The 26,603-nt window shown below is 52.5% G+C and carries 24 protein-coding genes and 1 pseudogene; 10 read left to right on the forward strand and 15 right to left on the reverse strand.

The window, feature by feature from the left end:
• Positions 1-2: 2 nt before the first annotated feature.
• From FIV45_RS11035 to rsmI, 3 genes are read right to left on the reverse strand one after another with little or no spacing between them, the layout of a single operon-like run.
• On the reverse strand, positions 3-905 hold the full coding sequence (locus FIV45_RS11035; protein WP_165776969.1) for a SirB1 family protein: 903 nt from the start codon (positions 903-905) through the stop codon (positions 3-5).
• Between the two features lie 12 nt (positions 906-917).
• On the reverse strand, positions 918-1,310 hold the full coding sequence (locus tag FIV45_RS11040) for a YraN family protein (protein ID WP_099472187.1): 393 nt from the start codon (positions 1,308-1,310) through the stop codon (positions 918-920).
• The gene (rsmI, locus tag FIV45_RS11045; RefSeq protein WP_099472186.1) at positions 1,307-2,179 is read right to left on the reverse strand and encodes a 16S rRNA (cytidine(1402)-2'-O)-methyltransferase; all 873 of its coding nucleotides are present in this window, start codon (positions 2,177-2,179) and stop codon (positions 1,307-1,309) included. The genes FIV45_RS11040 and rsmI overlap by 4 nt, the downstream gene beginning before the upstream one ends.
• 148 nt (positions 2,180-2,327) lie before the next feature.
• Here rsmI and FIV45_RS18620 point away from each other — a divergent pair.
• A pseudogene (locus tag FIV45_RS18620) lies at positions 2,328-3,548 on the forward strand (penicillin-binding protein activator); the annotation flags it as partial.
• Positions 3,549-3,648: 100 nt separating this feature from the next.
• On the opposite strand, the gene hemW reads toward FIV45_RS18620, so the two are convergent.
• The 5 genes from hemW to FIV45_RS11075 form a co-directional block, all read right to left on the reverse strand.
• Positions 3,649-4,860, reverse strand: coding sequence for a radical SAM family heme chaperone HemW (gene hemW / locus FIV45_RS18725; protein ID WP_099472184.1), 1,212 nt, complete (start codon positions 4,858-4,860; stop codon positions 3,649-3,651).
• Positions 4,844-5,473: an RdgB/HAM1 family non-canonical purine NTP pyrophosphatase gene (rdgB, locus tag FIV45_RS11060; protein ID WP_099472183.1), complete on the reverse strand. Its 630-nt coding sequence runs from the start codon at positions 5,471-5,473 to the stop codon at positions 4,844-4,846. Before rdgB ends, hemW begins: the two co-directional genes overlap by 17 nt.
• Before the next feature lie 23 nt (positions 5,474-5,496).
• The gene (gene rph, locus FIV45_RS11065; RefSeq protein WP_099472182.1) at positions 5,497-6,213 is read right to left on the reverse strand and encodes a ribonuclease PH; all 717 of its coding nucleotides are present in this window, start codon (positions 6,211-6,213) and stop codon (positions 5,497-5,499) included.
• 56 nt (positions 6,214-6,269) lie between these two features.
• The gene (locus FIV45_RS11070; protein WP_099472181.1) at positions 6,270-6,458 is read right to left on the reverse strand and encodes a helix-turn-helix transcriptional regulator; all 189 of its coding nucleotides are present in this window, start codon (positions 6,456-6,458) and stop codon (positions 6,270-6,272) included.
• A 75-nt stretch (positions 6,459-6,533) separates the two neighbouring features.
• A complete protein-coding gene (locus FIV45_RS11075; protein ID WP_099472180.1) occupies positions 6,534-6,950 on the reverse strand; it encodes a hypothetical protein in 417 nt (138 codons plus the stop codon).
• Between the two features lie 354 nt (positions 6,951-7,304).
• On the opposite strand from FIV45_RS11075, the gene hrcA reads away from it, so the two are divergent.
• From hrcA to FIV45_RS11095, 4 genes are all read left to right on the forward strand, one after another.
• Positions 7,305-8,357, forward strand: a complete 1,053-nt coding sequence (gene hrcA, locus FIV45_RS11080) for a heat-inducible transcriptional repressor HrcA (RefSeq protein WP_099472179.1) — start codon at positions 7,305-7,307, stop codon at positions 8,355-8,357.
• A gap of 56 nt (positions 8,358-8,413) precedes the next feature.
• On the forward strand, positions 8,414-9,049 hold the full coding sequence (gene grpE, locus FIV45_RS11085) for a nucleotide exchange factor GrpE (RefSeq protein ID WP_099472178.1): 636 nt from the start codon (positions 8,414-8,416) through the stop codon (positions 9,047-9,049).
• Positions 9,050-9,226: 177 nt separating this feature from the next.
• Positions 9,227-11,254: an ATP-binding protein gene (locus tag FIV45_RS11090; protein ID WP_099472177.1), complete on the forward strand. Its 2,028-nt coding sequence runs from the start codon at positions 9,227-9,229 to the stop codon at positions 11,252-11,254.
• Between the two features lie 150 nt (positions 11,255-11,404).
• On the forward strand, positions 11,405-13,159 hold the full coding sequence (locus FIV45_RS11095; RefSeq protein ID WP_099472176.1) for an ATP-binding protein: 1,755 nt from the start codon (positions 11,405-11,407) through the stop codon (positions 13,157-13,159).
• Here FIV45_RS11095 and FIV45_RS11100 read toward each other — a convergent pair.
• Positions 13,156-14,874 carry an ATP-binding protein gene (locus FIV45_RS11100; RefSeq protein ID WP_181040064.1) on the reverse strand — a complete coding sequence of 573 codons (1,719 nt, stop codon included), beginning with the start codon at positions 14,872-14,874 and terminating at the stop codon, positions 13,156-13,158. The two genes, FIV45_RS11095 and FIV45_RS11100, sit on opposite strands and share 4 nt — an antisense overlap.
• Before the next feature lie 346 nt (positions 14,875-15,220).
• Here FIV45_RS11100 and guaD point away from each other — a divergent pair, with 346 nt between their 5' ends.
• Positions 15,221-16,519: a guanine deaminase gene (gene guaD / locus FIV45_RS11105; protein ID WP_099472174.1), complete on the forward strand. Its 1,299-nt coding sequence runs from the start codon at positions 15,221-15,223 to the stop codon at positions 16,517-16,519.
• 10 nt (positions 16,520-16,529) lie between these two features.
• Here the strand turns inward: guaD and alc are convergent, their stop codons facing one another.
• Genes alc through FIV45_RS11125 form a run of 4 tightly spaced genes read right to left on the reverse strand, consistent with a single transcriptional unit; the run spans position 16,530 to position 19,682 of the window.
• On the reverse strand, positions 16,530-17,522 hold the full coding sequence (alc, locus tag FIV45_RS11110; RefSeq protein WP_204602136.1) for an allantoicase: 993 nt from the start codon (positions 17,520-17,522) through the stop codon (positions 16,530-16,532).
• A 15-nt stretch (positions 17,523-17,537) separates the two neighbouring features.
• The gene (gene uraD / locus FIV45_RS11115) at positions 17,538-18,053 is read right to left on the reverse strand and encodes a 2-oxo-4-hydroxy-4-carboxy-5-ureidoimidazoline decarboxylase (RefSeq protein WP_099472172.1); all 516 of its coding nucleotides are present in this window, start codon (positions 18,051-18,053) and stop codon (positions 17,538-17,540) included.
• A gap of 1 nt (position 18,054) precedes the next feature.
• On the reverse strand, positions 18,055-18,978 hold the full coding sequence (gene puuE / locus FIV45_RS11120) for an allantoinase PuuE (RefSeq protein ID WP_099472171.1): 924 nt from the start codon (positions 18,976-18,978) through the stop codon (positions 18,055-18,057).
• A gap of 2 nt (positions 18,979-18,980) precedes the next feature.
• Entirely contained in the window at positions 18,981-19,682 is a 702-nt protein-coding gene (locus tag FIV45_RS11125) for a GntR family transcriptional regulator (protein ID WP_133118550.1), read from the reverse strand.
• 140 nt (positions 19,683-19,822) lie between these two features.
• On the opposite strand from FIV45_RS11125, the gene uraH reads away from it, so the two are divergent.
• From uraH to xdhC, 4 genes are read left to right on the forward strand one after another with little or no spacing between them, the layout of a single operon-like run.
• Entirely contained in the window at positions 19,823-20,167 is a 345-nt protein-coding gene (gene uraH / locus FIV45_RS11130; RefSeq protein WP_099472169.1) for a hydroxyisourate hydrolase, read from the forward strand.
• Between the two features lie 11 nt (positions 20,168-20,178).
• Positions 20,179-21,675 (forward strand): xanthine dehydrogenase small subunit, encoded by a 1,497-nt coding sequence (gene xdhA, locus FIV45_RS11135; protein WP_099472168.1) that lies wholly within the window; start codon positions 20,179-20,181, stop codon positions 21,673-21,675.
• Entirely contained in the window at positions 21,668-23,968 is a 2,301-nt protein-coding gene (gene xdhB, locus FIV45_RS11140; RefSeq protein ID WP_099472167.1) for a xanthine dehydrogenase molybdopterin binding subunit, read from the forward strand. Before xdhA ends, xdhB begins: the two co-directional genes overlap by 8 nt.
• Positions 23,965-24,894: a xanthine dehydrogenase accessory protein XdhC gene (gene xdhC / locus FIV45_RS11145; protein WP_099472166.1), complete on the forward strand. Its 930-nt coding sequence runs from the start codon at positions 23,965-23,967 to the stop codon at positions 24,892-24,894. The genes xdhB and xdhC overlap by 4 nt, the downstream gene beginning before the upstream one ends.
• Here the strand turns inward: xdhC and FIV45_RS11150 are convergent.
• Together FIV45_RS11150 and FIV45_RS11155 are read right to left on the reverse strand one after the other, a co-directional pair.
• The gene (locus FIV45_RS11150; protein WP_099472165.1) at positions 24,891-25,385 is read right to left on the reverse strand and encodes an ureidoglycolate lyase; all 495 of its coding nucleotides are present in this window, start codon (positions 25,383-25,385) and stop codon (positions 24,891-24,893) included. The two genes, xdhC and FIV45_RS11150, sit on opposite strands and share 4 nt — an antisense overlap.
• Positions 25,386-26,591: a urate hydroxylase PuuD gene (locus FIV45_RS11155; protein ID WP_099472164.1), complete on the reverse strand. Its 1,206-nt coding sequence runs from the start codon at positions 26,589-26,591 to the stop codon at positions 25,386-25,388. It abuts the gene before it with no gap.
• Positions 26,592-26,603 lie beyond the last annotated feature (12 nt).

Consider the following 26,603-nt stretch of genomic DNA (forward strand, 5'->3'; position numbering starts at 1 on the left):
GGTTAGTCGTTATCTCTGTGTAAGTTCAGAACATTGGACTGCTGTTTTACTTTGTCCTTTTGTTCAATATCGGTCAGGGTGTTCCGGATTTGCTGCTCCATCAGGTCATTCTGGTCAAATTGGTCCATATGATCCATGCAATAGCCAAGGCTTTCCCGCGCCAGGTCATTCTGTTCCACATGGGCGAGCAACATGCCCATTTCATAATGATGCTGAATCTGCCCAGGATCAATCATCACCAGGCGGGACAAGACAGTAATCGCCTGCCCCAGGTCACTGACCTTCAGGCATCTGATCTTGATATTATTCAGCAACCGCACCAGGATTTCCTTATCTGAAACAGCTTCATAATAATCCGGTCGCAACCCCGCATCTTCATCAGAAAATTTCTGGGTCAATTCTCTCAGGTCGCGGGCGGTCAGGACAGCGCCATCGTGAAACGGGTCCAGAATCACCTGATCGCCAATTTCGTTCGTCGCTCCGTAAAGCCGGATCAGGAAGTGGCCGGGAAATCGCAAGCCTTCCGCCCGCCAGCCCTGAAGACGGGCCGCATGCAGATAGAGGATACTGAGCGCCACCGGCAATCCCTTACGGGTATCAATCACCGACATCAGGTTGGCATTCTGCAAATCATCATAAAAGGCCTGATTGCCGGTGTATTCATGACGACCATGAAGAACCTCCGCCAAAACACGGGCGCGTTCCGTAGCCGAAGATTTCGTCAGCTTTTCAGCCGCGACATCCAGCCCGAGAATCTCCAGATGATGTTCATATTTCTGAAACGACACGCCCGGCCGGTCAAGAGACGCCAGAACAAGCGCCGTATAGGCAATATTGGACAAGATGCCATCGCTCTCTCCAACCTGCTTCAGGTGCGCTAAAAATTCTGTACTTGTCTCAATCATCCACATCCGCCTTCAGGTTTTCTTTTGCCATGCATCTTTTACATGGGTGGGCCAGCGCCAGGGTTCAACCGCCATCACATCAAAACGATAACTCATTTGTAAAATATTACCGTGCTCCGTTGAACAATTTTTCGTGAGATACCATTCCGCCGCCCGCATAATCCGTTGTTGCTGATGAAAGGATACTGCTTCCAGCGCATCCCGCCGATCACGGCGCGCCTTGACCTCGACGAAACAAATCATCTGGCCCTTTTGCGCAATCAGATCAATTTCCCCGACCTTGCATTTAAACCGGCGCGCCAGAATACGATAGCCTTTCAGAAAAAGAACCCCGATGCACAGCCATTCCGCGCTCTGCCCCCAAAAATAGGCTTTTCTTTTGCTCTGACGCGCTGGCTGGTTCATCCTGCGCCTTTTAAGTCCAGGGCCCGGGCATATACTTGTTTGCGTTTTAACCCCAATTCCCCCGTCACCGATGCCACAGCCTCTTTCAACGATTGTGTTTCCAACGCGGCCAACAGGGCTGCATCAAGTTGATCGGCACTCACCACCGTTTCCTGCGGCGGCCCCACGACGATCACAATTTCCCCTTTGGGGCGATCCGCCGCCTCATAATGCGCCGCCAGTTCTGTCAGAGAGCCTTTGCGCACTTCTTCAAACAACTTGGTCAGTTCACGACAGACGGCGGCTTCCCGCGGCCCAAGAACCGCCGCAATATCCCGCAGGCTGTCCTTCAGGCGCTTGGGCGATTCGTAAAATACCAAGGTCGCCTGAACATCTGCGACACTCGCCACCATTTTCTGACGCGCCAGGGTTTTATTGGGCAGGAAACCCGCAAACATAAAACGATCCGTCGGCAGACCTGCACTGGCCAGGGCGGCCAGTATGGCGCTCGCCCCGGGAATGCTGCTGACGAAACTGCCCTGATCACGGGCCTCTTTAACCAGCCGGTAGCCTGGGTCGGAAATCAACGGCGTGCCAGCGTCACTGACCAGGGCAACGATTTCCCCCGCCGCCAAACGGTCAAGCAACTGCGGCAGGATACGTTCTTCATTGTGGTCGTGATAAGGCACCGTCGGCGTCTTGATATCGAAATAGGCCAGCAGCTTCCCCGTTACCCGGGTATCTTCACAGGCAATGATATCCGCCTGGTCCAGCACCTCTCGTGCGCGAAAGGTCATATCGCCAAGATTGCCGATCGGTGTCGCGGTCACATAAAGGCCAGGCGCCACTTTTTTTCTTTTTTCGGCTTTTTTATCTAATTCAGTTGGCATTTTCATACCCTTGCCATAATTATAGTCTTCTCTGGGATCGTAGCGTATTTTTGTTATAAAGAGTATGACAGAAAAAAACAGAGAAGAATGACCAAGACAGAGTAGACGGGACCCTGGTGTGCGGAACGGCTTGATAAAAAATTCGGCAATGATACTTATCCTGACCTTGGGTCTGGCGTCCTGCGGTGGCGGCAGCAAGCCATTGACACGGGATGGCGGCAGCCTGCCCCCGGCAACCACCCAACAGGACCAACAAGACAGAGATCAGCTTAGCGCAGAAGACGACCGCACACCCCGGCAGGAAATCCGTATTGGCTTTCTTGTCCCCCTTAGCGGGCCCGACGGCCCCATTGGGCAGGCGATGCTGAATGCGGCGACCCTTGCATTGTTTGATTCCCATGACAAAAGACTGGTTCTGTTGCCCCACGACACACAAGGCACCGCAGAAGGTGCAACGGAGGCCATGACATCGCTTGTCGCGCAACAGCCGGACCTGATCCTCGGGCCATTGTTTTCTCATTCCATTGCCGCCATAAAACCCCTTGCCCAAAACGCCGGCATTAATGTCATCGGCTTTTCAAGCGATCATACCGTCGCCGGCAACGGTGTCTTTCTGATGAATTTCCGCCTGGAAGAACAAATCCGCCGCGTGATGCGCTACAGCTCCGATCAGGGCTATGCCCGCTATGCCGCCCTGGTGCCTGAAACCTCTTATGGCACCCGCGCCCTTGAAGTGTTCGGCGCCAGCGTCATGGATCTGGAACGTGACATGGTGACGGTGGAATTTTATCCAGCCGACAGCACCAAACTGGTGCCACCCGTGAAAAACATCGCCAATTATGACCACCGTCGCAACCTGTTTATCCGCGAAATGGCCTTCCTTGACAGCCTCGGGGACGAGGATGACTTCGCCTCCGAACTCAAGGAAGACATCAAAAACGCTGAAACCCTCGGCACCATAAAATTTGACGCCCTGTTACTGCCCGAAGGCGGCGCCATGCTGACCACCCTCGCCGCATGGGTATCCTATTATGAAATTGACCCGACCAAGGTCAAGTTGATCGGCACCGGATTGTGGGATGATGAAATGCTGTTTCATGAACCGCAACTTTACGGCGGCTGGTTTGCCGCCCCGGACCATGAAGTCTCCGATAAGTTCCTCGCCCGTTATCGCGACAGCTACGGTAAGGATAGCCCGCGGCTCAGTACCCTGGCCTATGATGCCATGGCACTGACAGCAACTCTGGTGCGTCATGATGCCGTGCCGAATTTCTCCACCGAAAATATCATAGATGAAAATGGTTTCACCGGCGTGGAAGGCTTGTTCCGCTTCACACAGGATGGTCTGATCGAACGAGGGCTTGCGGTTTACGAGGTAACGGCCAATGCCTTCATCGTTGTTGATCCTGCCCCCACACATTTCATTGATCAGGACAGGGAAACCGCTGTCCGGAACCTGACGGCGGCAGTCACGCCAGAAGACGCCCCAGAAGACCATTCAGCAAAGGCATCCCTTGGGCTGTCACCCCCAAATGAGCTTGTGCCTGCGCCGCCGGTTGATACGCGGCCTTTTCCATATAATCCAGTTCAAAAAGACGCTCTAAATACTGAGAATCAATGAATTCATCTATTTTCTGACCGACCCGCTTCTCAAATGCATCCAATGCAATTCCCCCGTTAAGCCGCAGCCCCATCATAATCATTTCTTCCGCCTTCATCTGTGCGGACAGGGCCTCTTTCTGATCCGTAGCATGTCCCGCGGCAGCCACATTTTTCAACCATTTCTCCGGACTGCGGTCCTGGGTCAGGGCATAAAGCTCCCCCTCTATGGTCAGACGACCATGAGCGCCAGGCCCGACGCCAATATAATCCTGATAGGTCCAATAGGCCAGATTATGCCGGCTTTCCTCGCCGGGGCGCGCATGATTGGACACTTCATAGGCCGGAAGACCATGGGCGTTACAAATCTGCTGCGTCAAATCATACATATCCGCCGCCACATCTTCTTCCGGCAGAATAAGGCGGCCCTTCTTATGGGCGTGATAGAAAGATGTGCCGCGTTCTATGGTCAGTTGATAGAGCGACAGATGTCCGGCGATATTGCTGTCGTCGACCAGAGCCAGCGCCTGTTTCAATTCCGTTTCCCATGCCGTCAGGGACTGGCCCATACGGGCATAAATCAAATCAAAGCTCGACCTGGTGAAATATTTCTGGGACAGGGCGATGGCGTCTAATGCCTCTGAAACACTATGTTCCCGGCCAAGCGCCTTCAGGTCTTCATCCTGAAGCGCCTGAATGCCGAGCGAAACCCGATTAATCCCCGCAGCGGAAAAGTCTTTGAATTTTTGTGCTTCCACACTGGTTGGGTTGGCTTCCAGAGTGATCTCGACTGCCCGGTCCACCGTCCACAATTGAGCGATGGTCGTCAGGACACGTTCCGTGGTGGTTGCTGCCATCAGGGACGGGGTGCCACCGCCAAAGAACACGCTGGTCACCTGTCGCGGGCCGGATAAGCCCCGATAATGGGTCAACTCACGGCACAGGGCGTCAGCCCAGGCCGTCTCGTCTATGCTGTCCCGCACATGACTGTTAAAATCACAGTAAGGGCATTTGGACAGGCAGAATGGCCAATGTACATAAATCGCCAGAGGCGCTATGGGAGTGTCAGGTAAAGCAGGCATTGATTAATTTTCTAAAGGCATCGGCCCGATGGCTCATGCCATGTTTTTTGGCGGCCTCCATCTCGCCGAATGTCAGGGTTTCCCCGTCGGCCTGAAACATGGGATCATAGCCGAACCCCTGATCGCCACGGGTTGGCCAGACCAGCGTTCCGTAAACCCGACCTTCGAATGTTTCCACATGGCCTTCAGGATAATCGGCAGACGCCGGCCAGGCGAGCGACAGGGCGCAGGCGAAGTAAGCCGCCCGATCAGCATCTGTTTTTTCCAGCTCCCGCTGCAGTTTTTCCATACCATAGGGGAAATCGCGTTCCCCCGTTGCCGGATTGATCGCCCAGCGGGCCGAATGGATACCGGGTCGCCCGTCGAGCGCCGGCACCACCAGTCCACTGTCATCGGCAAGCGCCATAAGGCCGGCCCGCGACGCCGCACTTTTCGCCTTCAGTTCGGCATTGGCGATAAAGGTCGCACCGTCTTCCACGGGTTCCGGTAAATCAAGTTCCGCCGCCGAAAGGGTTTCCACCCCGAACGGCGCCAAAAGGTCCCCGATTTCCCTCACCTTGCCGGCATTATGGCTGGCGACCACCAATTTCTCGCCGCTAAATTTTCGTGTCATGTTGATGGTCCCTCTTCCGTATCTTAAAGGCCCAGGGCCTCATTCTGCAGTTTCACCAGCTGGTCCACACCAATACGCGCCAGACGCATCAGACGCAGAAATTCTTCTTCCGTGAAAGGATGCTCTTCGGCAGTCCCCTGAATCTCGACAATCCGCTTGTCGCCGGTAAGAACAAAATTGGCGTCGGTTTCCGCCACGCTGTCTTCATCATAATCCAGATCCAGCACCGGCTGACCTTTATAAATACCACAAGAAACCGCCGCCAGGGGCGACTTGATCGGCAAGCGGTCCAGCTTCCCTTCCGCAATCATTTTCTGGAAACACTGCACCATTGCCGCATAAGCGCCGGTGATTGATGCGGTGCGTGTTCCGCCATCGGCCTGAAGCACATCACAGTCCAGGCGAATCTGACGTTCCCCCAAGGCTTCCATATCGACAACGGCCCGCAGAGAACGTCCGATCAGACGCTGAATTTCCTGGGTTCGGCCTGATTGCTTTCCCCGGGCTGCTTCCCGTCCCATACGGCTGTGGGTGGAACGTGGCAGCATGCCATATTCGGCTGTCACCCAGCCCTTGCCCGTATCGCGCAGGAACGGAGGCGCCTTGTCTTCCAACGTCGCCGTACACAACACATGGGTGTCGCCAAACTTGATCAGGCATGAGCCTTCCGCATGTTTGGTAAAGCCCATCTCTAGAGTAACGTCGCGAAGTTGGTCTGCGGTACGGCCTGAAGGACGCATATTAAGTCTCCTGGTAAATCAAATTTTCTCTGCCCCCTTCTACAGCGTTGAGAAGGTCAAGGGAAGAAGATTTCCTCGATTTTCCGGTCAAACAATTTGGCCAGACTAAAGGCCAGCGGTAAACTCGGATCATACTTGCCGGTTTCGAGGGCGTTGATGGTTTGCCGTGAGACACCCAATACTTCCGCCAACTGGGCCTGTGACATTTTTCGTTCTGCTCTGAGAACCCGTAATTTATTTTCCAAAGCAGTTTCCTCCTGGACAATTTGGCAAGAATTTCCCTATTGACCTGAGTAAATCCAGACGAACTTCAAAGAGGCCTATAGACATCCCCCGCCTCCATGCTTTCGACTTAAATAGGCATAGACCAGAAAATACACTGGACAGATCAATGAGGCGGCCAGGAATAAATCCGGGGCAGGAATCCCCACAGAAATCAGTAACCCATAAGCAAATCCAATAAAATTAACAATCACCAGAGTAACGACTGCACTTTCCCCATGAAGTTTACGGATGAATTCATCTGAGCGTTGAATGAAACGAATAACGGCGCGAAAGACGAAAAATATTGGCACCAAAGGCGATAATGCAACGGGATATACCCATACACTCCCCTCAAGGTCATCCTGCACCAAATTTAGGGTAAAAATCAGCACGACATAAATGACTATCGGTGGGAAGAATTCCTTAAAATATTGATTTTTATTACTTTTTTCTTTTGTTGTATATTCTTTCATATGCACCTCCTGCAATCTGTCCCTTAATCAAATTCAGAATTTTACAAAATTTTGAAGACAAGGAGCCCGAGAACACAAATAATAATTGTCGGCAGAACTCTTTTCACAAAATTCTTCATATTTCTTTTTTCACACTCAATTACTCTGCTCATCATTTTGTTATGAACTGTCGTCATCATATTTCTCCTTTATAAATTCAGATTGATTAAAATTGTCAACCTTCCTTTACATTACATGCAAAAATATAAATGTCAAGTATACTTAACATTTTGACAACATAACTTTCCATATATTTATTTTTCACCCTCACATTGAATTTGCCGCCACCTACCATTACATTTGGGTTTAGGAAAAATGTTGATAGAAGAATTAAACCAGCGGTCCCGGACCATATTCCGGCAGATTGTGGACACCTATATTCTGACGGGTGAGCCAGTGGGATCGCGCACCCTGTCGCAACAGCTTGCCGACCCCCTGTCCCCCGCCAGCATACGCCACGTTATGGCCGACCTGGAAGACAGTGGTCTCGTTTATGCCCCCCATAAATCAGCCGGGCGCATTCCCACCCAAAGCGGCTTGAGGCTTTTTGTTGATGGTATGCTGGAAATGGGGAACCTGACCAAGGAAGAACGCACCAACATCCGTTTGCAGTGTCAGGAAAGTGGCAAAAATGTAGAGGACATGCTAACCCGGGCGACCAGCCTTTTATCCGGCCTGTCCCATTGCGCCAGCCTGGTGATCGCCCCTAAAAATGACCTGCCCCTGAAACATATTGAATTCGTCTATCTTAATCCCACTCAGGCGCTTGTGGTTCTGGTCAGTGAAAACGATGATGTGGAAAACCGCGTCATTACCATTCCCCTGGGCCTTACCCCGGCAGCTCTCACCCAGGCGGGAAATTATCTTAATGCAAGACTTGTTGGACGGACCTTCGCCCAGGCGCGTGAGCAAATTCTCAAAGAACTCGACAATCAGCAGGCCGAACTGGACAGTCTGACCCAATCTTTGGTGGCGCAAGGTCTGGCTGTATGGGCTGGCGAACAGGATAAGACCTTCAACGGCGCCCATGAACATCTGATCATCCGTGGCCAGGCCAACCTGCTTGAGGATATGACCGCCATTCAGGACCTGGAAAGGGTCCGTCGTCTGTTCCGGGACCTGGAGTCTAAAAAGGACCTGATCAAGCTGCTGACCAATGCCCGCGCGGCGGAAGGTGTAAGAATTTTTATCGGTTCGGAAAATAATCTCTTTTCCCTGTCCGATTCTTCTGTTATCGCTTCCCCCTATATGGATGGCAATAACAATATCCTGGGTGTAATAGGGGTCATCGGGCCGACGCGCCTTGATTATGCCCGTATCATTCCTTTGGTGGATTATACGGCGAAAGTAATCGGTAAGATCTTGTAACATCAGGGTAAATGGTAATATATAGCTAGTAATTTGAAAGACCGAGAGACAAATACATGACGGAACATAGCGAAAAAAACGATAAGCCGACAGAAAATGCGGACGTAACATCTGACAATGACGCCTCGACAACGGAGGCCTCCGAAGCCGCTGAGACTGCCGAAACAGCCGCGCCGGCAAATGACGCGGATGCCCTCGCTACGGCGCAGGCTGAAATTTCCGACCTGAAGGATAAGTTGCTGCGGGCGGTTGCGGAAACCGAGAATATTCGTCGGCGTTCCGAACGGGAAAAGACAGATGCCGCCAATTATGCCATCACCGCCTTTGCCCGCGACCTTCTGGGCGTCGGAGACAATCTGCGTCGGGCATTGGACTCCATCCCGGAAGAGGCTGATCTCGGTGAAAATGCAAAGAATCTGGTCGAAGGCATCGAAATGACAGAGCGGGAATTGCTGAACATGCTTGAGCGCCACAAGATCAAGAAGATTGATCCTAAAGGCGAGAAATTCAGCCATGACCTTCATCAGGCTCTGTTTGAAGTTCCCGATACCGGTGAAGAAGATGGCACCATTGTACAGGTAATGCAGGTAGGTTATGTGATCAAAGACCGCCTGTTGCGTCCCGCCATGGTGGGGGTTGCCAAAGGCGGCAACAAAAAAGAACCTATGGAACATGTAGACACCAAAGTCTAAAAAAATTCCCCTGCAGAAAAAAACCGGTGCCTTCACGCACCGGTTTTTTTAATGGAGATCAGCCAATAAATAGGAATAAATTTAGCACCATCTACATATTAACCTTCTAATAAGCTTAAAACATTAGTATAGATTAAAGTAAATAGTGCATAAATAATTATAAGAGTCCCGCCAGATATGTGGAAAGTCTGTCTTTTTTCTCTTTACCTGCTACATTCCTTAAACGGCATTGATCAAGCCCTTTGGGCCGCGCCAACGTCCGAAACCACATCGGCATCCTTTTCCGCTTCGCAACTTGAATCACTCAAGAAAATGGTCGATTCCAATCCAAAAAAAGCTTATGCCGATGCAGCACTCATTATGGATACCCAGCGGCTCTCCTTAGATCCGGAAGAAAAAATAGCCCTCATCGGCATTCAATCCATGGCGCGCACCCGTCAGGGGCATTTCAGATTTGCATTGGAACGCGCAGAAGCAGCACAAAAACTAATCACCGAAAAACAACAGGTATCTCCGGTCACGCAAGCTTATATCTACACGGCGATCGGGCACAGCCAGGAAGGCCTTGGCCACATTCCCGAAGCCATGCGGTCCTACCAGAAAGCCCATGAACACTACAGCAAAGCATCTCATCAACATGGTATGGCGGCCTCACGCATTGATATTGCAAGCCTTTTTGTCAGCGCAAAACTTTATGACAAAGCCATAGAATCCTATAAAAATGCTCTCGTCCTGATAGACCCGAAAGAAGATTCTTTTCTCTATAGCCGGATATTGAATAATCTGGCCTTTACCTTGAAAGAAAACGGTACGCCCGAAAAAGCCCTTCCCCACCTTGCTCTCGCGCGACAACTATCCACGAATATAAATGAAACGCTATTGCTGGCCTATCTCAATTCGAATACCGGTGAGGCCTATTATCATATGGGGCAATATGAACTCGCGGAGAAATTCCTCAACCTCGCCATGAAAGAAGCCGTTGATCGTGATCTGGAAAGCTTATCCACAGCCGTCAACCATTACCTTGGACTCATTAAATTTTCTCAGGGAAAGCATTCTGAATCCCAGTCTTTTACGGACCGCGCTCTAAAAAACGCTCTTAAATTCGACGACATAGAAAGTCTTTCCAAACTCTATGACCTGAAAGCAAAACTGGCTTACACCCGGGAAAACTATAAAGATGCGTTGATGTTTCGCGATATGAGGGACAAATATGAAGATGAACTCGCCAGTCAGAATACCGTTACAGCATTATCATTGTTACAGGCAGACTATACCCTGAAAGAAAGACAGCAACAAATTACCTTGTTACAACAGGACAATGAAATTCAGCGTCTCTCCCTGCAGGACGAAAGATACCTTAGATTTCTCGGGGGCGGCCTGGTGATCATTCTCTGCATCAGTGTTGGCGCCCTGCTCTATACGGTGCGGATCAAAACCACCGCCTCAAAATTGGCTCTCTCTCGGGAAAAAGATCTTCGAAACGCCAAAGTCGCCGCCGAGAAGGCCAATATCGCAAAGTCTCAGTTTCTCTCCTATATGAGCCATGAATTACGCACACCACTTAACGCAGTCATCGGCTTTTCTGAATCGTTACGGCTTAAAATATTTGGCACCTTAAACGAAAGGCAGTTGGAATACGTTGAGCATATCCATCAAAGCGGTACTTTGCTGCTCAAACTAATCAATGATCTTTTGCACCTTTCAAAAATTGAAGCAGGCGCCATTGAGCTTGATTTGCAGAAGTGTGATTTGCGGAAACTGGTTGTTGATATTGTTCCCACTGTCGACCACCTGCTCAAAAATAATGATATCAATTTACATATGGAGACTTTGCCCCATGATTTACCCCCTGTCTATGTTGACAAGATTCGCATGGATCAAATACTCCTCAACTTGATATCAAACGCCATTAAATACGGCCGCGAAGGCGGAAATGTCTGGCTGTCCATTGAAAAAACAAGCCCTGAAAGAATAAGGGTAAATGTAAAGGATGACGGATTGGGAATAGCGGCAGACCAATTTGAAAATGTCTTTATCCCTTTCAACCGTGCCGGCAAGGAAGAATCCGGCATTGAAGGCACCGGCGCCGGATTGTCAATTGTTAAAGCATTGATAGAAGCCATGAGAGGCACCATCGGATTTGAAAGTATTTTCAACGAAGGTTCAAACTTCTGGATTGATGTTCCTGTTGCAGACCTGTGAATAAAACATTCATTATAGTTTCAACGTAAAAACAACTAACCGCATACAGAAACTAGCTAAATATTAATATTTTAACTTTATAAATTAAATATACCTAATATTAGGAAGGTCGCCCTGGCGGAAAATACCGATCGGTGTTAAGGAGTATGAGTGGCACAAACTGAGAATCCGGAACAAAAGGAACCTGCAAACAGTGCGGTCATTCAGGACGAGTTGAACCAGACGTCATACGACAGTTTGCCAAGCTTTCTCCTGATTATAGCCACCTATTACCTGCTACGCACTGTCGGGTATTATTTCGCGGAAAATTCAGCAGACATCACGGAATTACTCTGGCTTTCCCTGGGAACGACAGGGATATGTCTCTGTCTTTACACATTTCACTTCAAAGGGTGGCTGAATGTCCGGATGACAAGCCTTTTGTCCCTGATCGTTGGCTTTTTACTGATGATCAACGTTTATGCCAATCTGTATATTATCGGTGATTTCTTCCAAATCGCCTTTGCCATGCTCGCCCTTACCGTATTGGGGCTCACAACCATGTCCGTCTTTGTCTGGGCCATCCAGCAGTTCTTTGGCGCCGGACTCTATTTTTATTATATATTCAGCCAGTTAGAAACCACGAGCGAAAAATATATTCTGGTCTGGTGTGCTGCATTCTTCATTTCCCTGTCCTTCCTGGTATCGCGCATCCAGGGCACCACCAAGAGAATCCGCTACCAACTGGCCAGTGAAGCCAGGGCGGCGGCACTTGAAAAAGCGAATAGTGCAAAATCAAAATTTCTTGCGGTGATGAGCCATGAAATCAGAACACCAATGTCTGGCGTCATAGGCATGTCAAAGCTGCTTGAAGAAAGCGAACTGCAAATACACCAAAAACAATGGGCTCACAGCATTACTACGTCTGCCGAAAACCTTCTGGATATTCTCAATGAAATTCTGGATCAGTCAAAACTGGATGCCCATAAAGTCATCCTTGCTCCTGTGGATTTTAACCTGCGTGATTTTATTACCGAAATGACGAACCTGATTACCCCAACGATTGAGGAAAAAGGACTTTATCTTAAGTTTGATATGGAAAAAGACCTACCTGAAGTCATTCACGCTGACAGAGGCCGCCTTGGACAAATTTTGTCTAACTTATTGAACAATGCTCTCAAATTCACCCGTGAAGGAGGAATCACATTAAAAGTTTGTCAGTTAAAGCAAAATTCTAATCGGTTAATGCTGCAATTCGAAATTATTGACACCGGCCTCGGCATTGACCTGCCCGCACAGAAAAAACTATTCCGTCCCTTTGTTCAGGCGAACAATTCAACCTCACGCGAATTTGGCGGGACCGGGCTCGGTTTATCCATTTCAAAAGACCTTGTACGGTTGATGGGGGGAAATATCAACTTTGAGAGCAAACTTCATCAGGGCAGCCGTTTTTGGTTTACCATGACCTGCCGAGCGGCCCTGAATGATGTTCAACCAACCTCGGACGAAACATCCAACCGGGTATGGCGCGCGTCACGTGTCCTTAACATTCTTATCGCAGAAGATATTCTGATCAACCAACAAATCATGCAGGCCATTTTTTCCAAACTTGATCATCAGATCACTTTTGCAAATAATGGCAAAGAAGCTGTAGACGCCCTCACAGTAGGAGTTTACGATTTAATTCTTATGGACATAAGAATGCCGACAATGGATGGCCTGGACGCGACAAAAGCCATCCGTAATATGACGGGAGAGAAATCTCAAACCCCTATCATTGCGATTACCGCCGACATAAGCAAAGATCACATTGATACCTTCCTCAGTGCGGGATTGAACCATGTCTGTGCCAAACCCCTCAACCTCCCCCTGCTGTTAAAGGCCATAAACAAAACGCTCAAAGAGGATATTCACACCGAATCCTAAGAGGTTTCTTCCCCCAGGGGAATACGAAAGGTCACCGTGGTGCCCACGCCTTCCTGGCTCTCAATTTTGAGAGAACCCTTATGCAACTCCACCAGGGATTTCACGATTGCCAGCCCCAGGCCAGTGCCTTCAACGGCCTTAAAAGGGTCCAGGCTACCTCGGTCAAACCGGTCCGTGATCCGCGCCAACCGATGTGCGGCAATGCCCTGACCCGTGTCGGCCAACTGAAATACATGATTGCGGCCTTCTTGTCTTACCGTCAGCTTTATGGTTCCCCCTTCCGGGGTAAATTTAACCGCATTGGTCACCAGATTCACCAGAATCTGCTTCAAAGCCCTTTCGTCGGCATATACAGGGGAAATATCCGCCGGGATGTCCCGCTGGCAGTTTTGTTTTTTCTCCCGAAGAAACTGGTCCACAAGGATATGGCACTCATCAACAACATTTAGTACATCCAGTTGTGTCTTGCTGATTTTCCGTTCCAACGCATCAATCGCCGCCAGATCCAGAATATCATCAATCAAATTCAGCAAATACTTGCCTGACCCGAGAATATCCTGAGCATATGTTTCATATTTCAAGTCGCCTAAAGCGCCAAAAACCTGTCGCGTCATCATCTCTGAAAATCCAATGATCGCATTGAGAGGCGTCCGCAACTCATGACTCATATTGGCCAGAAAATCAGATTTTGCCTTATTCGCGCTGGTTGCCTCAATCATCGCTTCTGTCAAGGCTGTCATCGCCTCTTTGCGTTCTGTGATATCGTGACATACCGCAAACAGAGCTGTCCGTCCCTGATAAGGAATTCTCGTCAAGGTCACATCCATCGGAAAATCTTCACCACATTTCTTCTGATGAACCCACTCAAACTTATGATGCCCCTTTTCTATTGCCAGACGCATCATGCGCTCGGCTTTTTCATAAGAAGAGTTACCATCCGGTTGAAATTCCGGTGACACGACCGACGGATGAATGGCCTGCATTTCCGCCCTGTTACTATACCCGAAAACTGCTGCCGCAGCCTCATTACATAAGTCGAAATTATTTTCCGTCAAAACCATCATCGGATCATCCGATGTTTCAAACAACAACCTGTATTTTTCTTCGCTCTCGGACAATTCTTTTTGGCTCTGCGTCAATTTGTCCAGAACCTCCCACTGGGCAATGCGTGAGGCCAGCATGGTGGCAATTGTGGTCAGCATTTCCAGATGAAGGCCGGTAAAATAATTGGGTGTCGGATGCTCACAATCAATCACGCCGAACAAACGGTCCTCATGTAAAATCGGCACACAAATTTCAGAAGACATGGATTTCAGATCCGCGATATAACCGCTATGGTGCCGTGTATCATGAATAATGACCGGCTTGCGATCAACCGCAACACGGCCCGTGATGCCCTGTCCCAATGCAATTTCAATGGCATTACTCGTGTCAATTTTTTCATTGCGTTTATCACCAAAAGCAGCCTGTTGCACCAAGACATGGCGCGTTTCATCATAGAGATAAATCACACAATCGACGAAACCGGCCTGTCCCGCGACCTTTTCCACAACATGCCAAATTAGCTCATCCCGTGAAGAAAGCTGAATAAGGTCAATCGCAAAATCCTTGATAATACTCAACAACTGACTGCCATCAACATTGAGTTCTTTTTCACTCATCGCACTGGATTCGCCGGTTCTTTGAGGGTCTTGATTTTCTTCCTGCCTGAACATCTGATTTTTTTCTATTCTTAATGTTTTTAACGCACACCAATCCTCATTCTGCCCATTCCCCAGGGCATGCTTGCTTTTTAGAACGAGAAAGCTGGCATAATAATTACACATCGTAAATATCTCATTAACCACATCAGCATTACCTCGTGCGGCAAAAAATATTCCGTTATTTTTTGACCAAATGGTCATTTTTTTAGATTTGAGCGTTTACAAGCTTTAGGGAATATTTTATTCTCCTTTGAACAAGCGGACATCTTGGAAACGCAACAGATCATGTTGTCGTGATATGCTTTCAAAACCGCCCTTTTTCCTTTCGGGCTTTTTGCCAACACACATTGGATACCACATGACAGAAACTAGCGGGACAGCGATACGCGGGCAATTATTGTGGTTTACCGGCGCCCCCGATACGCCCTCTAATATCCACCACATCGAAGACGGCGTCCTGCTGATGGAAGACCGCAAGATTACTGCCTGTGGTCCAGCCAAGGATATCCTGCCCCGTCTGCCAAAAGGAACGGCTGTCGATCATTATCCGGGCCACCTGATCCTGCCAGGATTCATTGACGCCCATGTGCATTATCCCCAGATTCAGATCATGGGCGCTCACGGCAAACAACTGCTCGACTGGCTCAATGATTACACCTTCAAGGCAGAACTCGCCTACAGAAATCCTGATCATGCGACATTAAATGCGGAGTTTTTCTGCGATGAATTGCTGCGCAACGGCACCACCACCGCCGCCACCTTCTGCACGGTCCACCCAACCTCCGCCGAAGCCCTGTTCACCGCCGCGAGCGGACGCCACATGGCGATGATCGGCGGGCGGGTGATGATGGACCGCCATGCCCCGGAGGGCTTGCGCGACACCCCGCAACAGGCCTATGAGCAATGCGGCGCCCTGATCCGCAAATGGCACAAAACCGGGCGCAACCGTTATGCCCTGACCCCGCGTTTTGCCCCGAGCTGCTCGCCGGAACAGATGGAAGTGGCGCAAAGCCTGCGTCAGGAATATCCCGATGTCTATGTCCAGAGCCACCTGTCGGAAAACTGCGCCGAAATTGACTGGGTGAAAGAGCTTTACCCCGAGCGTAACGGTTACCTCGACGTTTATGATCACTATGAACTTACCGGGCCGCGCAGCCTGCTGGGACATGGCATTCACCTGACCGATGCGGAATGGCAAAGCCTCGCGGATCGTCAAACCACGCTGGTGCATTGCCCGACCTCCAACCTGTTCCTCGGCAGCGGTCTGTTTGACCTCGCACGGACCAGAACCGAAAACGTACCCGTGGCGCTCGGTACAGATGTCGGGGCGGGCACTAGCCTGTCCTTACTGGCAACCCTCGGCGAAGCCTACAAAATAGCCCAACTGCGCGGCGCGTCGCTAAGCGCCTTCGAGGCTTTTCATATGATTACCCTTGGCGCGGCCCAGGCGCTTAATCTGGATCATGAGATCGGCAGTTTTGAGGTGGGCAAGACGGGCGATGTGGTGGTGCTCGACCCCAACGCGACGTCTTTACTGCACCACCGCATGAAATATACGGACACTCTGGAAGAACTGCTGTTCGTGCTGATGACCATCGGCGATGACCGCGCAATCAAGGCCACTTACACCGCCGGTGAGAAACGCCACAGCCGTTAAGACTTAAGACTTAATCGGTCACCCGACCCATCAACCGCATCCGGGCGATACCGCCGTCCGGATAGATATTAAGCCGCACATGGCTGACCGGCCCGAGGTTCTCCAGCTTATCGGAAAATTCATGAATGCCGTCGGCCGAGAGTTTCTGCTCAGGCAATAACAGCGGCCAATCCACCGCCTGGATCAGCAAATTTTCATCCGTCCCTGCCCCTGCATTGATCGCCTGCAGGGAAAAACGGTCGGGATAATTGCCCTTGAAATGTGTGGTCTCAATCCGTACCTGTTCCAGAACACCGGGATGGGCTAGCGCAAAGACGGCCCAGTCGTGGCCCGGCGTACGGCGTCGGCGGGTTTCCCAGCCATCACCCATATTCTCGGCCACGCCGGGGGTGATGATATTCATCGGCACGCCAAAATGCGCGTCATTGCAGCCCAAGGGCATGCCGCCCCATTCCAGTGCCGCCAAATCAATGAGCGCGCCCTGCTTCGATGTCCAGTCCACTTCGATCTCGCCGTAAACCCGAAGCCGCGCCACCCCGCCATCAGGATAGATATGCAACCGGATATGAGTCCAGACCTGATTATTACCGATATCAAAGAAATGTTGACGGTCCCCCTGCAACTCTTCCTGCGGCAAAACCTCGATCCAGGCCACATCGACTGCCGGACAACCGTCAAGACTATAACAGGCTTCCAGCGAAGCCGCCGGAGGATAATTGCCGGTAAAATGCCGGGTATCGATTTCCACACCGTGCAGTCGGCCGGGTTTGGCGAGCTTCACGACGCAATGATCATGGCCGGGCGTGCGCTTGCGGCGGCTTTCCCAGCCGTCCATCCACTTGCCGTGATCATCATATTTGTCAGGAATAAATACCGGGTCCGTCCGACTGATCAGTCGTTCTTTCGGGGCAAAAAAATCATCGGTGGCGGACACCACTTTCGCGCCAAGACGGGCTTCCGCCAAATTGGGATAGCGTGTGACAAACTCAGGCAGTACATTCACGATGTGGTTTTCCTTTTATAGGTTTTTGAGGCGCAAGAGGGCAATTTTATGAACTTCGGCCAGTGCCGTCGCGAATTCAGTCTCCCGGTCATGATGCACCCGCAGCCGGAAGCTCTCGATAATATCAGTTCTGGTCAGCCCACGTACGGCAATGATGAACGGAAAACCGAATTTTTCCCGGTAGAGTTTATTCAATGCTTGCAACTCTTCAAATTCCGCTTCTGTGCAAAGATCAAGGCCGGCGCTCATTTGTTCTGCCGTTGACTCAGCCGTGAGTTCCCCGGCAAGCGCCAGTTTGCCCGCGAGATCAGGATGGGCGCAAAGTAACGCCAGTTGCTTTTCTTCCCCCGCCCCGTCAACAATTTGCTTCATAGCAAAATGCAGGCTCGCCGGCCGGTCCACTGTAAAACGCATATGCAACTGCCATACTTTTTCCGCCACCCAGGGCGAATGCTCATAGATTCCGCCGTAAGCGTCAATAAATTCCTCATGCGAGAGGCTGCTCGGCCGCAGAGGCAAATAATCAGTCATTTTAGTCCCCTTTTCTTACCGGGTGTGTCATCCGCCAATGACGGGCAATATCAATGCGCCGGGTAAACCAGACATCCTGATGTGTTGTCGCATATTTGATGAACCGTTCCAGCGCGGCAATCCGCCCCGGGCGCCCGGCAATGCGACAATGCAAACCGATGGACATCATGCGCGGACAATCTTCGCCTTCGGCATAGAGCACATCGAAGCTGTCCTTCAGGTAACTGTAAAACTGATCCCCGGCATTAAACCCCTGGGCGGTCGCAAAACGCATGTCGTTAACATCCAGCGTATAGGGCACCACCAGATGATCCTTGTCGCCAACCTTTACCCAATGGGGCAGATCATCGTTATAATCATCCGCATCATAGAGAAAACCGCCCTCCTCGACAACCAACTCACGCGTGTTAGGCCCCGTGCGCCCCGTATACCAGCCGAAAGGCCGCTCCCCGGTTAGCCGGGTAATGATCTCAATGGCTTTCTGCAGATGCTCGCGTTCCACCTCTTTGGGCACATCCTGATAATTGATCCAGCGGTATCCATGAGAGCAAATCTCGTGCCCGGCCTTGAGAAACGCCTCCACCACCTGCGGGTGACGCTCCAGCGCCATGGCGACGCCGAATATGGTCAGGGGAATATCATAGCGGGCGAACAGCTTCAGCAAGCGCCAGACCCCGACCCGGCTGCCATATTCATAGTTGGATTCCATGCTCATATGCCGTGCGCCCAACACCTCCGGCGCCGCGATCATCTCGGAGAGAAACCGCTCTGCGCCCTCATCGCCGTGCAAAATACAATTCTCGCCGCCCTCTTCGTAATTGAGGACGAATTGTACTGCGATTTTCGCCTTTCCCGGCCAGCGGGCCTGCGGCGGCGTCGCGCCATAACCCACCAGGTCACGAGGATAATTCTTGACGTCAGGCATCCTCAGCTCGCTTTCCGTTTGATCAAGGACGGCGACAAGGCCCGGTAGAGATCTTCATCACCGCCGGGGTCGGTGAAAACCAGACGTTCTTCAATATGCCCCAGATGTTCAATCAACAGCGCCCGGCCTGTCACCTGGTCCGCTTTTTCCAGCGCCTGAACGAGATGGACATGATCATCAACACAACAATTCACCGCTGCGGCTTTACCGTAGAGCCCGACAATCAAAGATGTGCGAAACACCAGTTTTTCGAGAAAACAAAAGAAAACCTCATTGCGGGCGCTTTTCGCCAAGACCAGATGAAACTCACCGGACAAGCGCACCCACTCGCCAATATTACCCTGCCGCAGCGCCGCCCGTTCCCGTTCGATATGGGCATATAGCTTCTTGATATCGCTTGCGGTCGCCCGCTGCATCGCCCAATCAAGAAGACTTATTTCCAGGGCCTGACGCGCTTCGAACACCTGACGGGCTTCATCCACCGTGGGGCTTGCAATCACAGCCCCCTTGTTGCGTTCCAGAGTGACAATCTGATCTTCCGCCAGCATCACCAGTACTTTTCGAATGGTCGCCCGACCTGTACCATATATTGTGCACAGGGCTTCCTCGGCCATGCGGGTGCCCGGCATAAGCCTTTGTTCTAAAACTGATTCCTGTATATGGCGGTATATATCATCGCCAGAAAGTGCTTGTTTGCTGGCCATCAAAGCCTCGTTATTTTGGTAAACCACCTTATAATGTAGACAAAAGATCAGACAAATTGTCAACAATATTCTTTACATCTGAAGTACAATCTGCGAAAAACAAGATAGAAGAAAAGACAGAATCTAGAAGGAAAACATCCATGGGACACAGGGGTAAAATCACCACGCATGTACTGGACACCGCTTCGGGCAAACCTGCGGCCGGGGTTCGCATCCGCATAACGCGCCTGGCAGACCAGCAATGCCTTGCGGATGTTATCACCAACGCGGATGGCCGCTGCGCCGCGCACCTACTGTCCGGTGATCAGATGCAGGCAGGACGCTACCGGCTCGACTTTCATGTGGGGGATTATTTTTCAAGCCCGGATGAGGTGGCTTTCCTCGATGTGGTTCCGGTGGATTTTGGCGTCACGGACAGTGACGTCCATTACCATATCCCGCTGCTGATCTCCCCCTATGGCTACAGCACCTACCGCGGAAGTTAGGACGCAGATATATGACCCAAGACAGCATACATTTTCTGCTCGGCGGAAAGCGTCAGGACATCACAAACATTGATCCCAGCACAAGTCTGCTGGATTATCTGCGCTATGACCGGGCGCGCACCGGCACCAAGGAAGGCTGCGGCGAAGGCGATTGTGGCGCCTGTACGGTCGTTGTCGGCAGTTTAAAAAACGGCAAGCTGCACTTCGAAGCAGTCAACGCCTGTATCCTGTTCTTGCCCACCCTGGATGGCAAACTGATTCTCACCGTCGAAGATCTCGTCTCGCCTGAAGGCCGTCTGCATCCGGTGCAGCAGGCCATGGCTGATTTGCATGGCTCCCAGTGCGGTTTCTGCACACCGGGTTTCGTCATGTCCATATATGCCCATCTGCGTTCCGGCGGCGGACAGGACCTCGACAGCATCAATAATGCCCTGGTTGGCAATCTCTGCCGCTGCACCGGCTATGGGCCGATTATCGACGCCACCCGTCAGGTGCTCAGCGAAACCCTGGACGATCACCTCAGCGCTCTTGAGGCGGACTGGGTTCGGGAACTGGAAGACATGACCACAGCAGATACGCTGGCGCTCAGCTGGACCTGCTCCCATACAGGCGCCGTTAAGAAATATTTCGCGCCGAAGACGGCGGACGCCCTCGCGGAACTGATGGCGACATATCCGGACGCGACCCTCCTCGCCGGTGGCACGGACGTCGGCTTGTGGGTGACCAAACAGTTGCGTGACCTGCCCTGCCTGATTTATCTCGGGCAGATAGTGGATCTCAAACAAATTTCTGAAAGCAAAGACCTTATTACAATTGGCGCTGGTGTCAGTTATGCCGAGGCATTACCCGCGCTCAACCCACATTTTCCCGACCTCGGCGAAGTCATCCGCCGCATCGGCTCGACCCAGATCCGCAACAGCGGCACCCTTGGCGGCAATATCGCCAACGGCTCCCCAATCGGCGACAGCTCGCCCTTGCTGATCGCCCTCGACAGCACGTTGGTTTTACAGTCGGCGAAAGGCGTCCGTCGCCTGCCTCTGGAAGAGTATTTCATCGCTTACGGCAAACAGGATCTACGCGCCGGAGAATTTGTCGCCGCCATAGAGGTCCCAAAGCTCGATAAAGATCAGCATTTCAGCGCCTTTAAAATTTCAAAGCGTTTTGATCAGGATATCTCGGCAGTTTGCGCCGCTTTTAACATCACCCTCGAAAAGGGTCTGGTCAGCAACGCCCGCATCGCTTATGGTGGCATGGCGGCAACCCCGGCTCGAGCAAAGCTCACCGAGAAAGTCTTGGTTGGTGCGCCCTGGAGCGAGAAAACCATTGAGGCGGCCATGGTCGCCCTGGAAACTGACTTTAAACCCATAGGCGACATGCGCTCCAGCGCCGACTACCGCATGAAAGTGGCGCAAAACCTGCTGTTGAAATGTTACCATGAACAGACGACGCCAGGCGCCACCACCCGCCTTGTCGGCCATAATGCCTTGGGAGGAACCGCCCATGTCTGAGACCACCCCACAGGCCATCAAAGGTGACATCCACAAAGAACTGCGCCATGACAGCGCCGCGAAGCATGTGTCCGGCGGCGCCCGCTATATCGACGATCTGCCCGAGCGTCGTGACATGTTGCATATCTGCCTCGGCCAAAGCAGCTGCGCCCATGGCAAAATTCTCTCCATGGACCTTGACGCCGTGCGCGCCGCTCCCGGTGTTATCGCCGTCGCCACCGCCGCCGATATTCCCGGCGTCAATGATGTCAGCCCCTTCGCCGGCGACGATCCCCTGTTTGCCACAGATACCGTATCCTTTCACGGTCAGTCGCTGTTCGCTGTGGCGGCGGAGACGCGTGATCAGGCCCGTAAAGCCGTCACATTGGCCAAGGTCGTTTATGAAGAGTTGCCCGCCCTGATCACGGTGGATGACGCCATGGCGGCGGAATCCTACGTCGAGGACCCTCAGCTCATGACCCAGGGCGATGCAGCCCAGGCTCTTAAGACCGCCCCGCGCACCCTGAATGGTCGTTTGCGCATTGGCGGGCAGGATCATTTCTATCTCGAAGGCCAGATCGCCATGGCCGAACCCCGCGAGGATGGTGACGTTCATGTCTGGTCTTCCACCCAAAACCCGACCGAGGTTCAGCATCTGGTGGCCCATGTTCTGGCCCTGCCCAATAATGCGGTGACGGTCGAAGTGCGGCGCATGGGCGGTGGCTTTGGCGGTAAGGAAACGCATCCGTCTCTCTATGCGGCGGCGGCGGCGCTAATGGCGCGGCTTACTGGCCGGGCGGTGAAATTCCGCGCCGACCGCGACGATGATATGATCATGACCGGCAAGCGTCATGACTTCCGCATCGACTATGAGGTGGGCTTTACGGACCAGGGTAAAATTCACGGTCTGAAACTGGCCTTTGCCTCCCGCTGCGGCTATTCCGTCGATCTGTCACCGGCAATCAATGACCGGGCGATGTTTCATGCGGACAATTGTTATTTCCTCGGCGATGTCGAGATCACCTCCTACCGCTGCCGCACCCATACGGTGTCCAACACCGCTTTTCGCGGTTTCGGCGGCCCTCAGGGCATGATCGCCATCGAACGCATCCTTGATGAGGTCGCCCACGACTGCGGCCTCGATCCGCTTGAGGTGCGCAAAGCCAATCTCTACGGCGAAGGCACCGGCCTCACCACCCCTTACGGCATGACAGTCGAAGATAACATCGCGCCGCAACTCATTGAAAAACTGGATAAAACGTCCGATTATCAGGCCCGGTTGAGGCAGGTTGCGGCCTTCAATGCCCAGAATACATATGTTAAAAAAGGCCTCGCCCTGACGCCGGTCAAATTCGGCATTTCCTTCACCCTGTTGCATCTTAATCAGGCGGGGGCGCTGGTTCATATCTATTCCGACGGCAGCGTGCATCTCAATCATGGCGGCACCGAAATGGGCCAGGGCCTGTTCACCAAGGTGGCGCAGGTGGTGGCCAACGAATTCCAGATCGACATCAACCGGATCAAGATTTCGGCGACCAATACGGACAAGGTGCCCAATACCTCGCCGACCGCGGCGTCGTCCGGGTCGGACCTCAATGGTATGGCGGCGCTCGATGCCGCCCAGACCCTAAAAGGCCGCCTGATCGCCTTTGCCGCCAAAAAATATAACTGCGCCGCGGATCATATCAGCTTCCGCAACAATCATGTCTATATTGAAAACCGCGAGATCAGCTTTGATGCCCTGGTGAAACAGGCCTATCTCGGGCGGGTTTCGCTGTCCAGCACCGGATTCTACAAGACACCGAAAATTCACTATGACCGCGCCCGCCACAAGGGACGGCCTTTCTTCTATTTCGCCTACGGTGCTGCCGTGGCCGAGGTGATTATTGATCGGCTCACCGGTGAGAACCGCATTCTGCGGGTCGATATCCTGCATGATGCGGGCAAATCGCTCAATCCGGCCATCGATAAGGGACAGATTGAAGGCGGCTTTATTCAGGGGGCGGGCTGGCTGACCACGGAAGAACTGGTCTATGATGACAGCGGCGTGCTGCGCACCCATGCGCCCTCGACCTATAAAATCCCCACCAGCGCCGACCGGCCACCGGTGATGAAGATCGACCTGTGGGACGGGGAAAACCGGGAAATGACCATCAAACGCTCGAAAGCTGTCGGCGAACCGCCTTTCATGCTGGCCAACGCGGTGCATTGCGCCCTGACACAGGCGGTGCGGCATTGCGGCGACGATCACAGCTTCCCATCCCTCAACGCCCCGGCGACACCGGAAGAAATTTTGAGCAAGATCGACCCATGACCCATTGGACAGCCGAAGCGACAAAATTGATCACCACCCACGGCTGGGCGGTTCTGGTCACCGTCAGCGCGGCCCACGGCTCGATCCCCCGCGAGGCAGGCGCCAAGATGTTGGTCGGACCGGAGGGGATCAAAGGCACCATCGGCGGCGGCACTCTCGAACAGATGGCGATGCAGCAGGCGCGGCTGATGGCAGGATCAGACGGCCCTTACGTCCGGCAGCTGGATGTGCCGCTTGGCCCCAAGACCCAACAATGCTGCGGTGGACGGGTTGAATTACTGCTTGAACGGCTCGACCCACAACATCTGGAGCTGTTGACAAAAATTGAAACTGCCGACGCCAGCCTCACGCTTTCCAGCCTGCAATCTGTGCTTACCGGCCCGGACGTTCAGAAAGCCATCCTGCCAGAACCGGTTGAAACGATCCTTCAAACCGCCGATACCTTGATAGAACCTTTGGGTGACCGGCGTACACCGCTTTATCTGTTTGGCGCGGGCCATGTGGGCAAGGCGATTGTCGCACGGCTAGATAATCTACCGTTCCGGGTTATCTGGGTCGATCGTCGGGAAGCAGAATTCCCGAATTATGCGCCCGCCAATGTGGAAAAGCGTATTTCCACCGCCTCGGTTGAGGTTGTGGCGGAAGCCCCGCCCGGCTGCGCCTATCTGGTGATGAGCTACAGCCACCGGATCGACTACGCCATCACCGCCGCCATATTGGCCCGGGGCGATGCGGCCTATTGCGGCCTGATCGGCTCGAAGACCAAACGCACCCGCTTCCTCAAGCGCTTTCGCGAAGAAGACGGTTTGTCGGAAGAAGACTGCGCCCGCCTCACCTGCCCCATCGGCCTCAGCAGCATCCCCGGCAAGGCCCCGGAGATTGTCGCCATTGGCGTCATCGCGCAATTGCTGGAAATCTTCGGCTAGGGCAATCTCACCTGTAGCGGTTCGGACAGGGCCACTTCGTCGCAATTATCCTCCACATCGGCATAATCCACCACGAGAAAATCACTCACCCCCTCGAGCGCCAGACTGTAATGATGCCAGGTGCCGGCGTGATAATTCACCCCCTGACCTGCGCGCACGACAAAAGCCTCGACCCTGTCCGGATCGAAGTCCCCCGGCGGCGCGACCACCACCAGATAAGGCCGGTCCGACAGCGGCATAAACATCTGGCTGGATTTGGGATGACGTTCCATTTTCTCGATCATCACCGGCAAGGCCTGCATGTCGGAGCGGAAAATATTCACCGTCACCTTCGCCACCTTATCCTGACAATGAATATCGGCCAGATCATGATAACGGATGGTATGGCCGTCATTGATCATATGTTTGGCGGCCACCGGATGCGCCGCCACCAGATCGCCGTAAGGGGCGAAATCCGCCTTTGTCAGGGATTGTGCCGTGAGGATTTTCATTTAGTCCGTCTCCGTCTTCTTAAGCCAGGCTGCCAGTGTCGCCCGCTCTTCATCGGTCATGCCCGTTTCGTTACCCAGCGGCATATCCTGACTGACCACCGCGCGCTCTAGAATCTGATCCCGGTATTTCAGGATAACATCTTTGGCCTCAAAGATCACCCCGTTGGGGGCTTCGTCAAACAATTCATGGGTGGCCTCTGTGCCATGGCAGGCGACGCAATGCTTGTCCATAATCTGTTGCACTTGCGTAAAGGAGACTTGATTCGCATCAACGGTCACATCAGACCGAGCCTGATCCCTGAGGTACGCCGCCAACGCCATCACGCCGATATAGCCCGCCACCGCCAGCACCACCAGCCCGTAACGGGTCTCTCCCCGGTGCTTCAGGTTAAAGAAATGCCGGATCACCCAGCCAACGGCACCAATCCCGGCCAGGATTAACCAGCCATGCGGGTTGGCGAAGGTCTGGGGATAATGATTACTGATCATGATGAACAGCACCGGCAGGGTCATGTAATTATTATGCAGAGAACGCTGCTTCGCCACCTGCCCCAGACGGGGATCAGGCGCCTTGCCCGCCACCAGATCGGCAACCACTTTCTTCTGATTGGGAATAATCACCATAAAGACATTGGCCGCCATCACGGTGCCAATCATCGCGCCCACATGGATATAAGCGCCGCGATCGTTAAAAATCTGCGACAGGCCCCAGGCGGATAAGGTCAGCAATCCAAACCACACCCAGCCGAACGCGACATTATTCTGCCCAAGCGGCGAACGGCACAGCAGATTGTAACCCAACCAGCCGCCAATGAGAAAAGCAATGCCTATGGCCACCGCCGTGAGGGGCGCCATGGCGTATTTGGAAGCATCAACCAGAAAGACCGACGCGCCGTAATAATAGACGACCGCCAGTAGCAAAAATCCGCTGATCCAGGTGAAATAGGCTTCCCATTTGAACCAGTGCAGCTCGCCGGGCATTTCCGGCGGGGCGACGCTGTATTTCTGTTTGTGGTAAAAACCGCCGCCATGCACGGCCCAAAGCTCGCCGGAAACGCCCTTGGCGGTATCCACCTCATCCTTGGCCTTGCGCAGATGATTGTCCAGCCAGATGAAATAAAAGGATGACCCGATCCAGGCGATGCCGGTGATGAGATGCAGCCAGCGAATGGCCATACTGAGCCAGCTTGTGATATCAAGTTCCATGGGTCTTCCTCT

This window comes from Paremcibacter congregatus (genome assembly GCF_006385135.1).
GTDB classification, from domain to species: domain Bacteria; phylum Pseudomonadota; class Alphaproteobacteria; order Sphingomonadales; family Emcibacteraceae; genus Paremcibacter; species Paremcibacter congregatus.

What these genes read in the sequence shown, in the direction of transcription:
- xdhA (WP_099472168.1), top strand. Translation starts at nt 20,179, where the DNA reads ATGACCCAAGACAGCATACATTTTCTGCTCGGCGGAAAGCGTCAGGAC.
- hemW (WP_099472184.1), bottom strand. Translation starts at nt 4,860, where the DNA reads ATGCCTGCTTTACCTGACACTCCCATAGCGCCTCTGGCGATTTATGTA.
- rph (WP_099472182.1), bottom strand. Translation starts at nt 6,213, where the DNA reads ATGCGTCCTTCAGGCCGTACCGCAGACCAACTTCGCGACGTTACTCTA.
- FIV45_RS11100 (WP_181040064.1), bottom strand. Translation starts at nt 14,874, where the DNA reads ATGTTCAGGCAGGAAGAAAATCAAGACCCTCAAAGAACCGGCGAATCC.
- FIV45_RS11075 (WP_099472180.1), bottom strand. Translation starts at nt 6,950, where the DNA reads ATGAAAGAATATACAACAAAAGAAAAAAGTAATAAAAATCAATATTTT.
- guaD (WP_099472174.1), top strand. Translation starts at nt 15,221, where the DNA reads ATGACAGAAACTAGCGGGACAGCGATACGCGGGCAATTATTGTGGTTT.
- FIV45_RS11035 (WP_165776969.1), bottom strand. Translation starts at nt 905, where the DNA reads ATGATTGAGACAAGTACAGAATTTTTAGCGCACCTGAAGCAGGTTGGA.
- rdgB (WP_099472183.1), bottom strand. Translation starts at nt 5,473, where the DNA reads ATGACACGAAAATTTAGCGGCGAGAAATTGGTGGTCGCCAGCCATAAT.
- hrcA (WP_099472179.1), top strand. Translation starts at nt 7,305, where the DNA reads ATGTTGATAGAAGAATTAAACCAGCGGTCCCGGACCATATTCCGGCAG.
- FIV45_RS11155 (WP_099472164.1), bottom strand. Translation starts at nt 26,591, where the DNA reads ATGGAACTTGATATCACAAGCTGGCTCAGTATGGCCATTCGCTGGCTG.
- puuE (WP_099472171.1), bottom strand. Translation starts at nt 18,978, where the DNA reads ATGCCTGACGTCAAGAATTATCCTCGTGACCTGGTGGGTTATGGCGCG.
- FIV45_RS11090 (WP_099472177.1), top strand. Translation starts at nt 9,227, where the DNA reads ATGTGGAAAGTCTGTCTTTTTTCTCTTTACCTGCTACATTCCTTAAAC.
- xdhC (WP_099472166.1), top strand. Translation starts at nt 23,965, where the DNA reads ATGACCCATTGGACAGCCGAAGCGACAAAATTGATCACCACCCACGGC.
- rsmI (WP_099472186.1), bottom strand. Translation starts at nt 2,179, where the DNA reads ATGCCAACTGAATTAGATAAAAAAGCCGAAAAAAGAAAAAAAGTGGCG.
- FIV45_RS11040 (WP_099472187.1), bottom strand. Translation starts at nt 1,310, where the DNA reads ATGAACCAGCCAGCGCGTCAGAGCAAAAGAAAAGCCTATTTTTGGGGG.
- uraH (WP_099472169.1), top strand. Translation starts at nt 19,823, where the DNA reads ATGGGACACAGGGGTAAAATCACCACGCATGTACTGGACACCGCTTCG.
- uraD (WP_099472172.1), bottom strand. Translation starts at nt 18,053, where the DNA reads ATGACTGATTATTTGCCTCTGCGGCCGAGCAGCCTCTCGCATGAGGAA.
- FIV45_RS11125 (WP_133118550.1), bottom strand. Translation starts at nt 19,682, where the DNA reads ATGGCCAGCAAACAAGCACTTTCTGGCGATGATATATACCGCCATATA.
- grpE (WP_099472178.1), top strand. Translation starts at nt 8,414, where the DNA reads ATGACGGAACATAGCGAAAAAAACGATAAGCCGACAGAAAATGCGGAC.
- xdhB (WP_099472167.1), top strand. Translation starts at nt 21,668, where the DNA reads ATGTCTGAGACCACCCCACAGGCCATCAAAGGTGACATCCACAAAGAA.
- FIV45_RS11150 (WP_099472165.1), bottom strand. Translation starts at nt 25,385, where the DNA reads ATGAAAATCCTCACGGCACAATCCCTGACAAAGGCGGATTTCGCCCCT.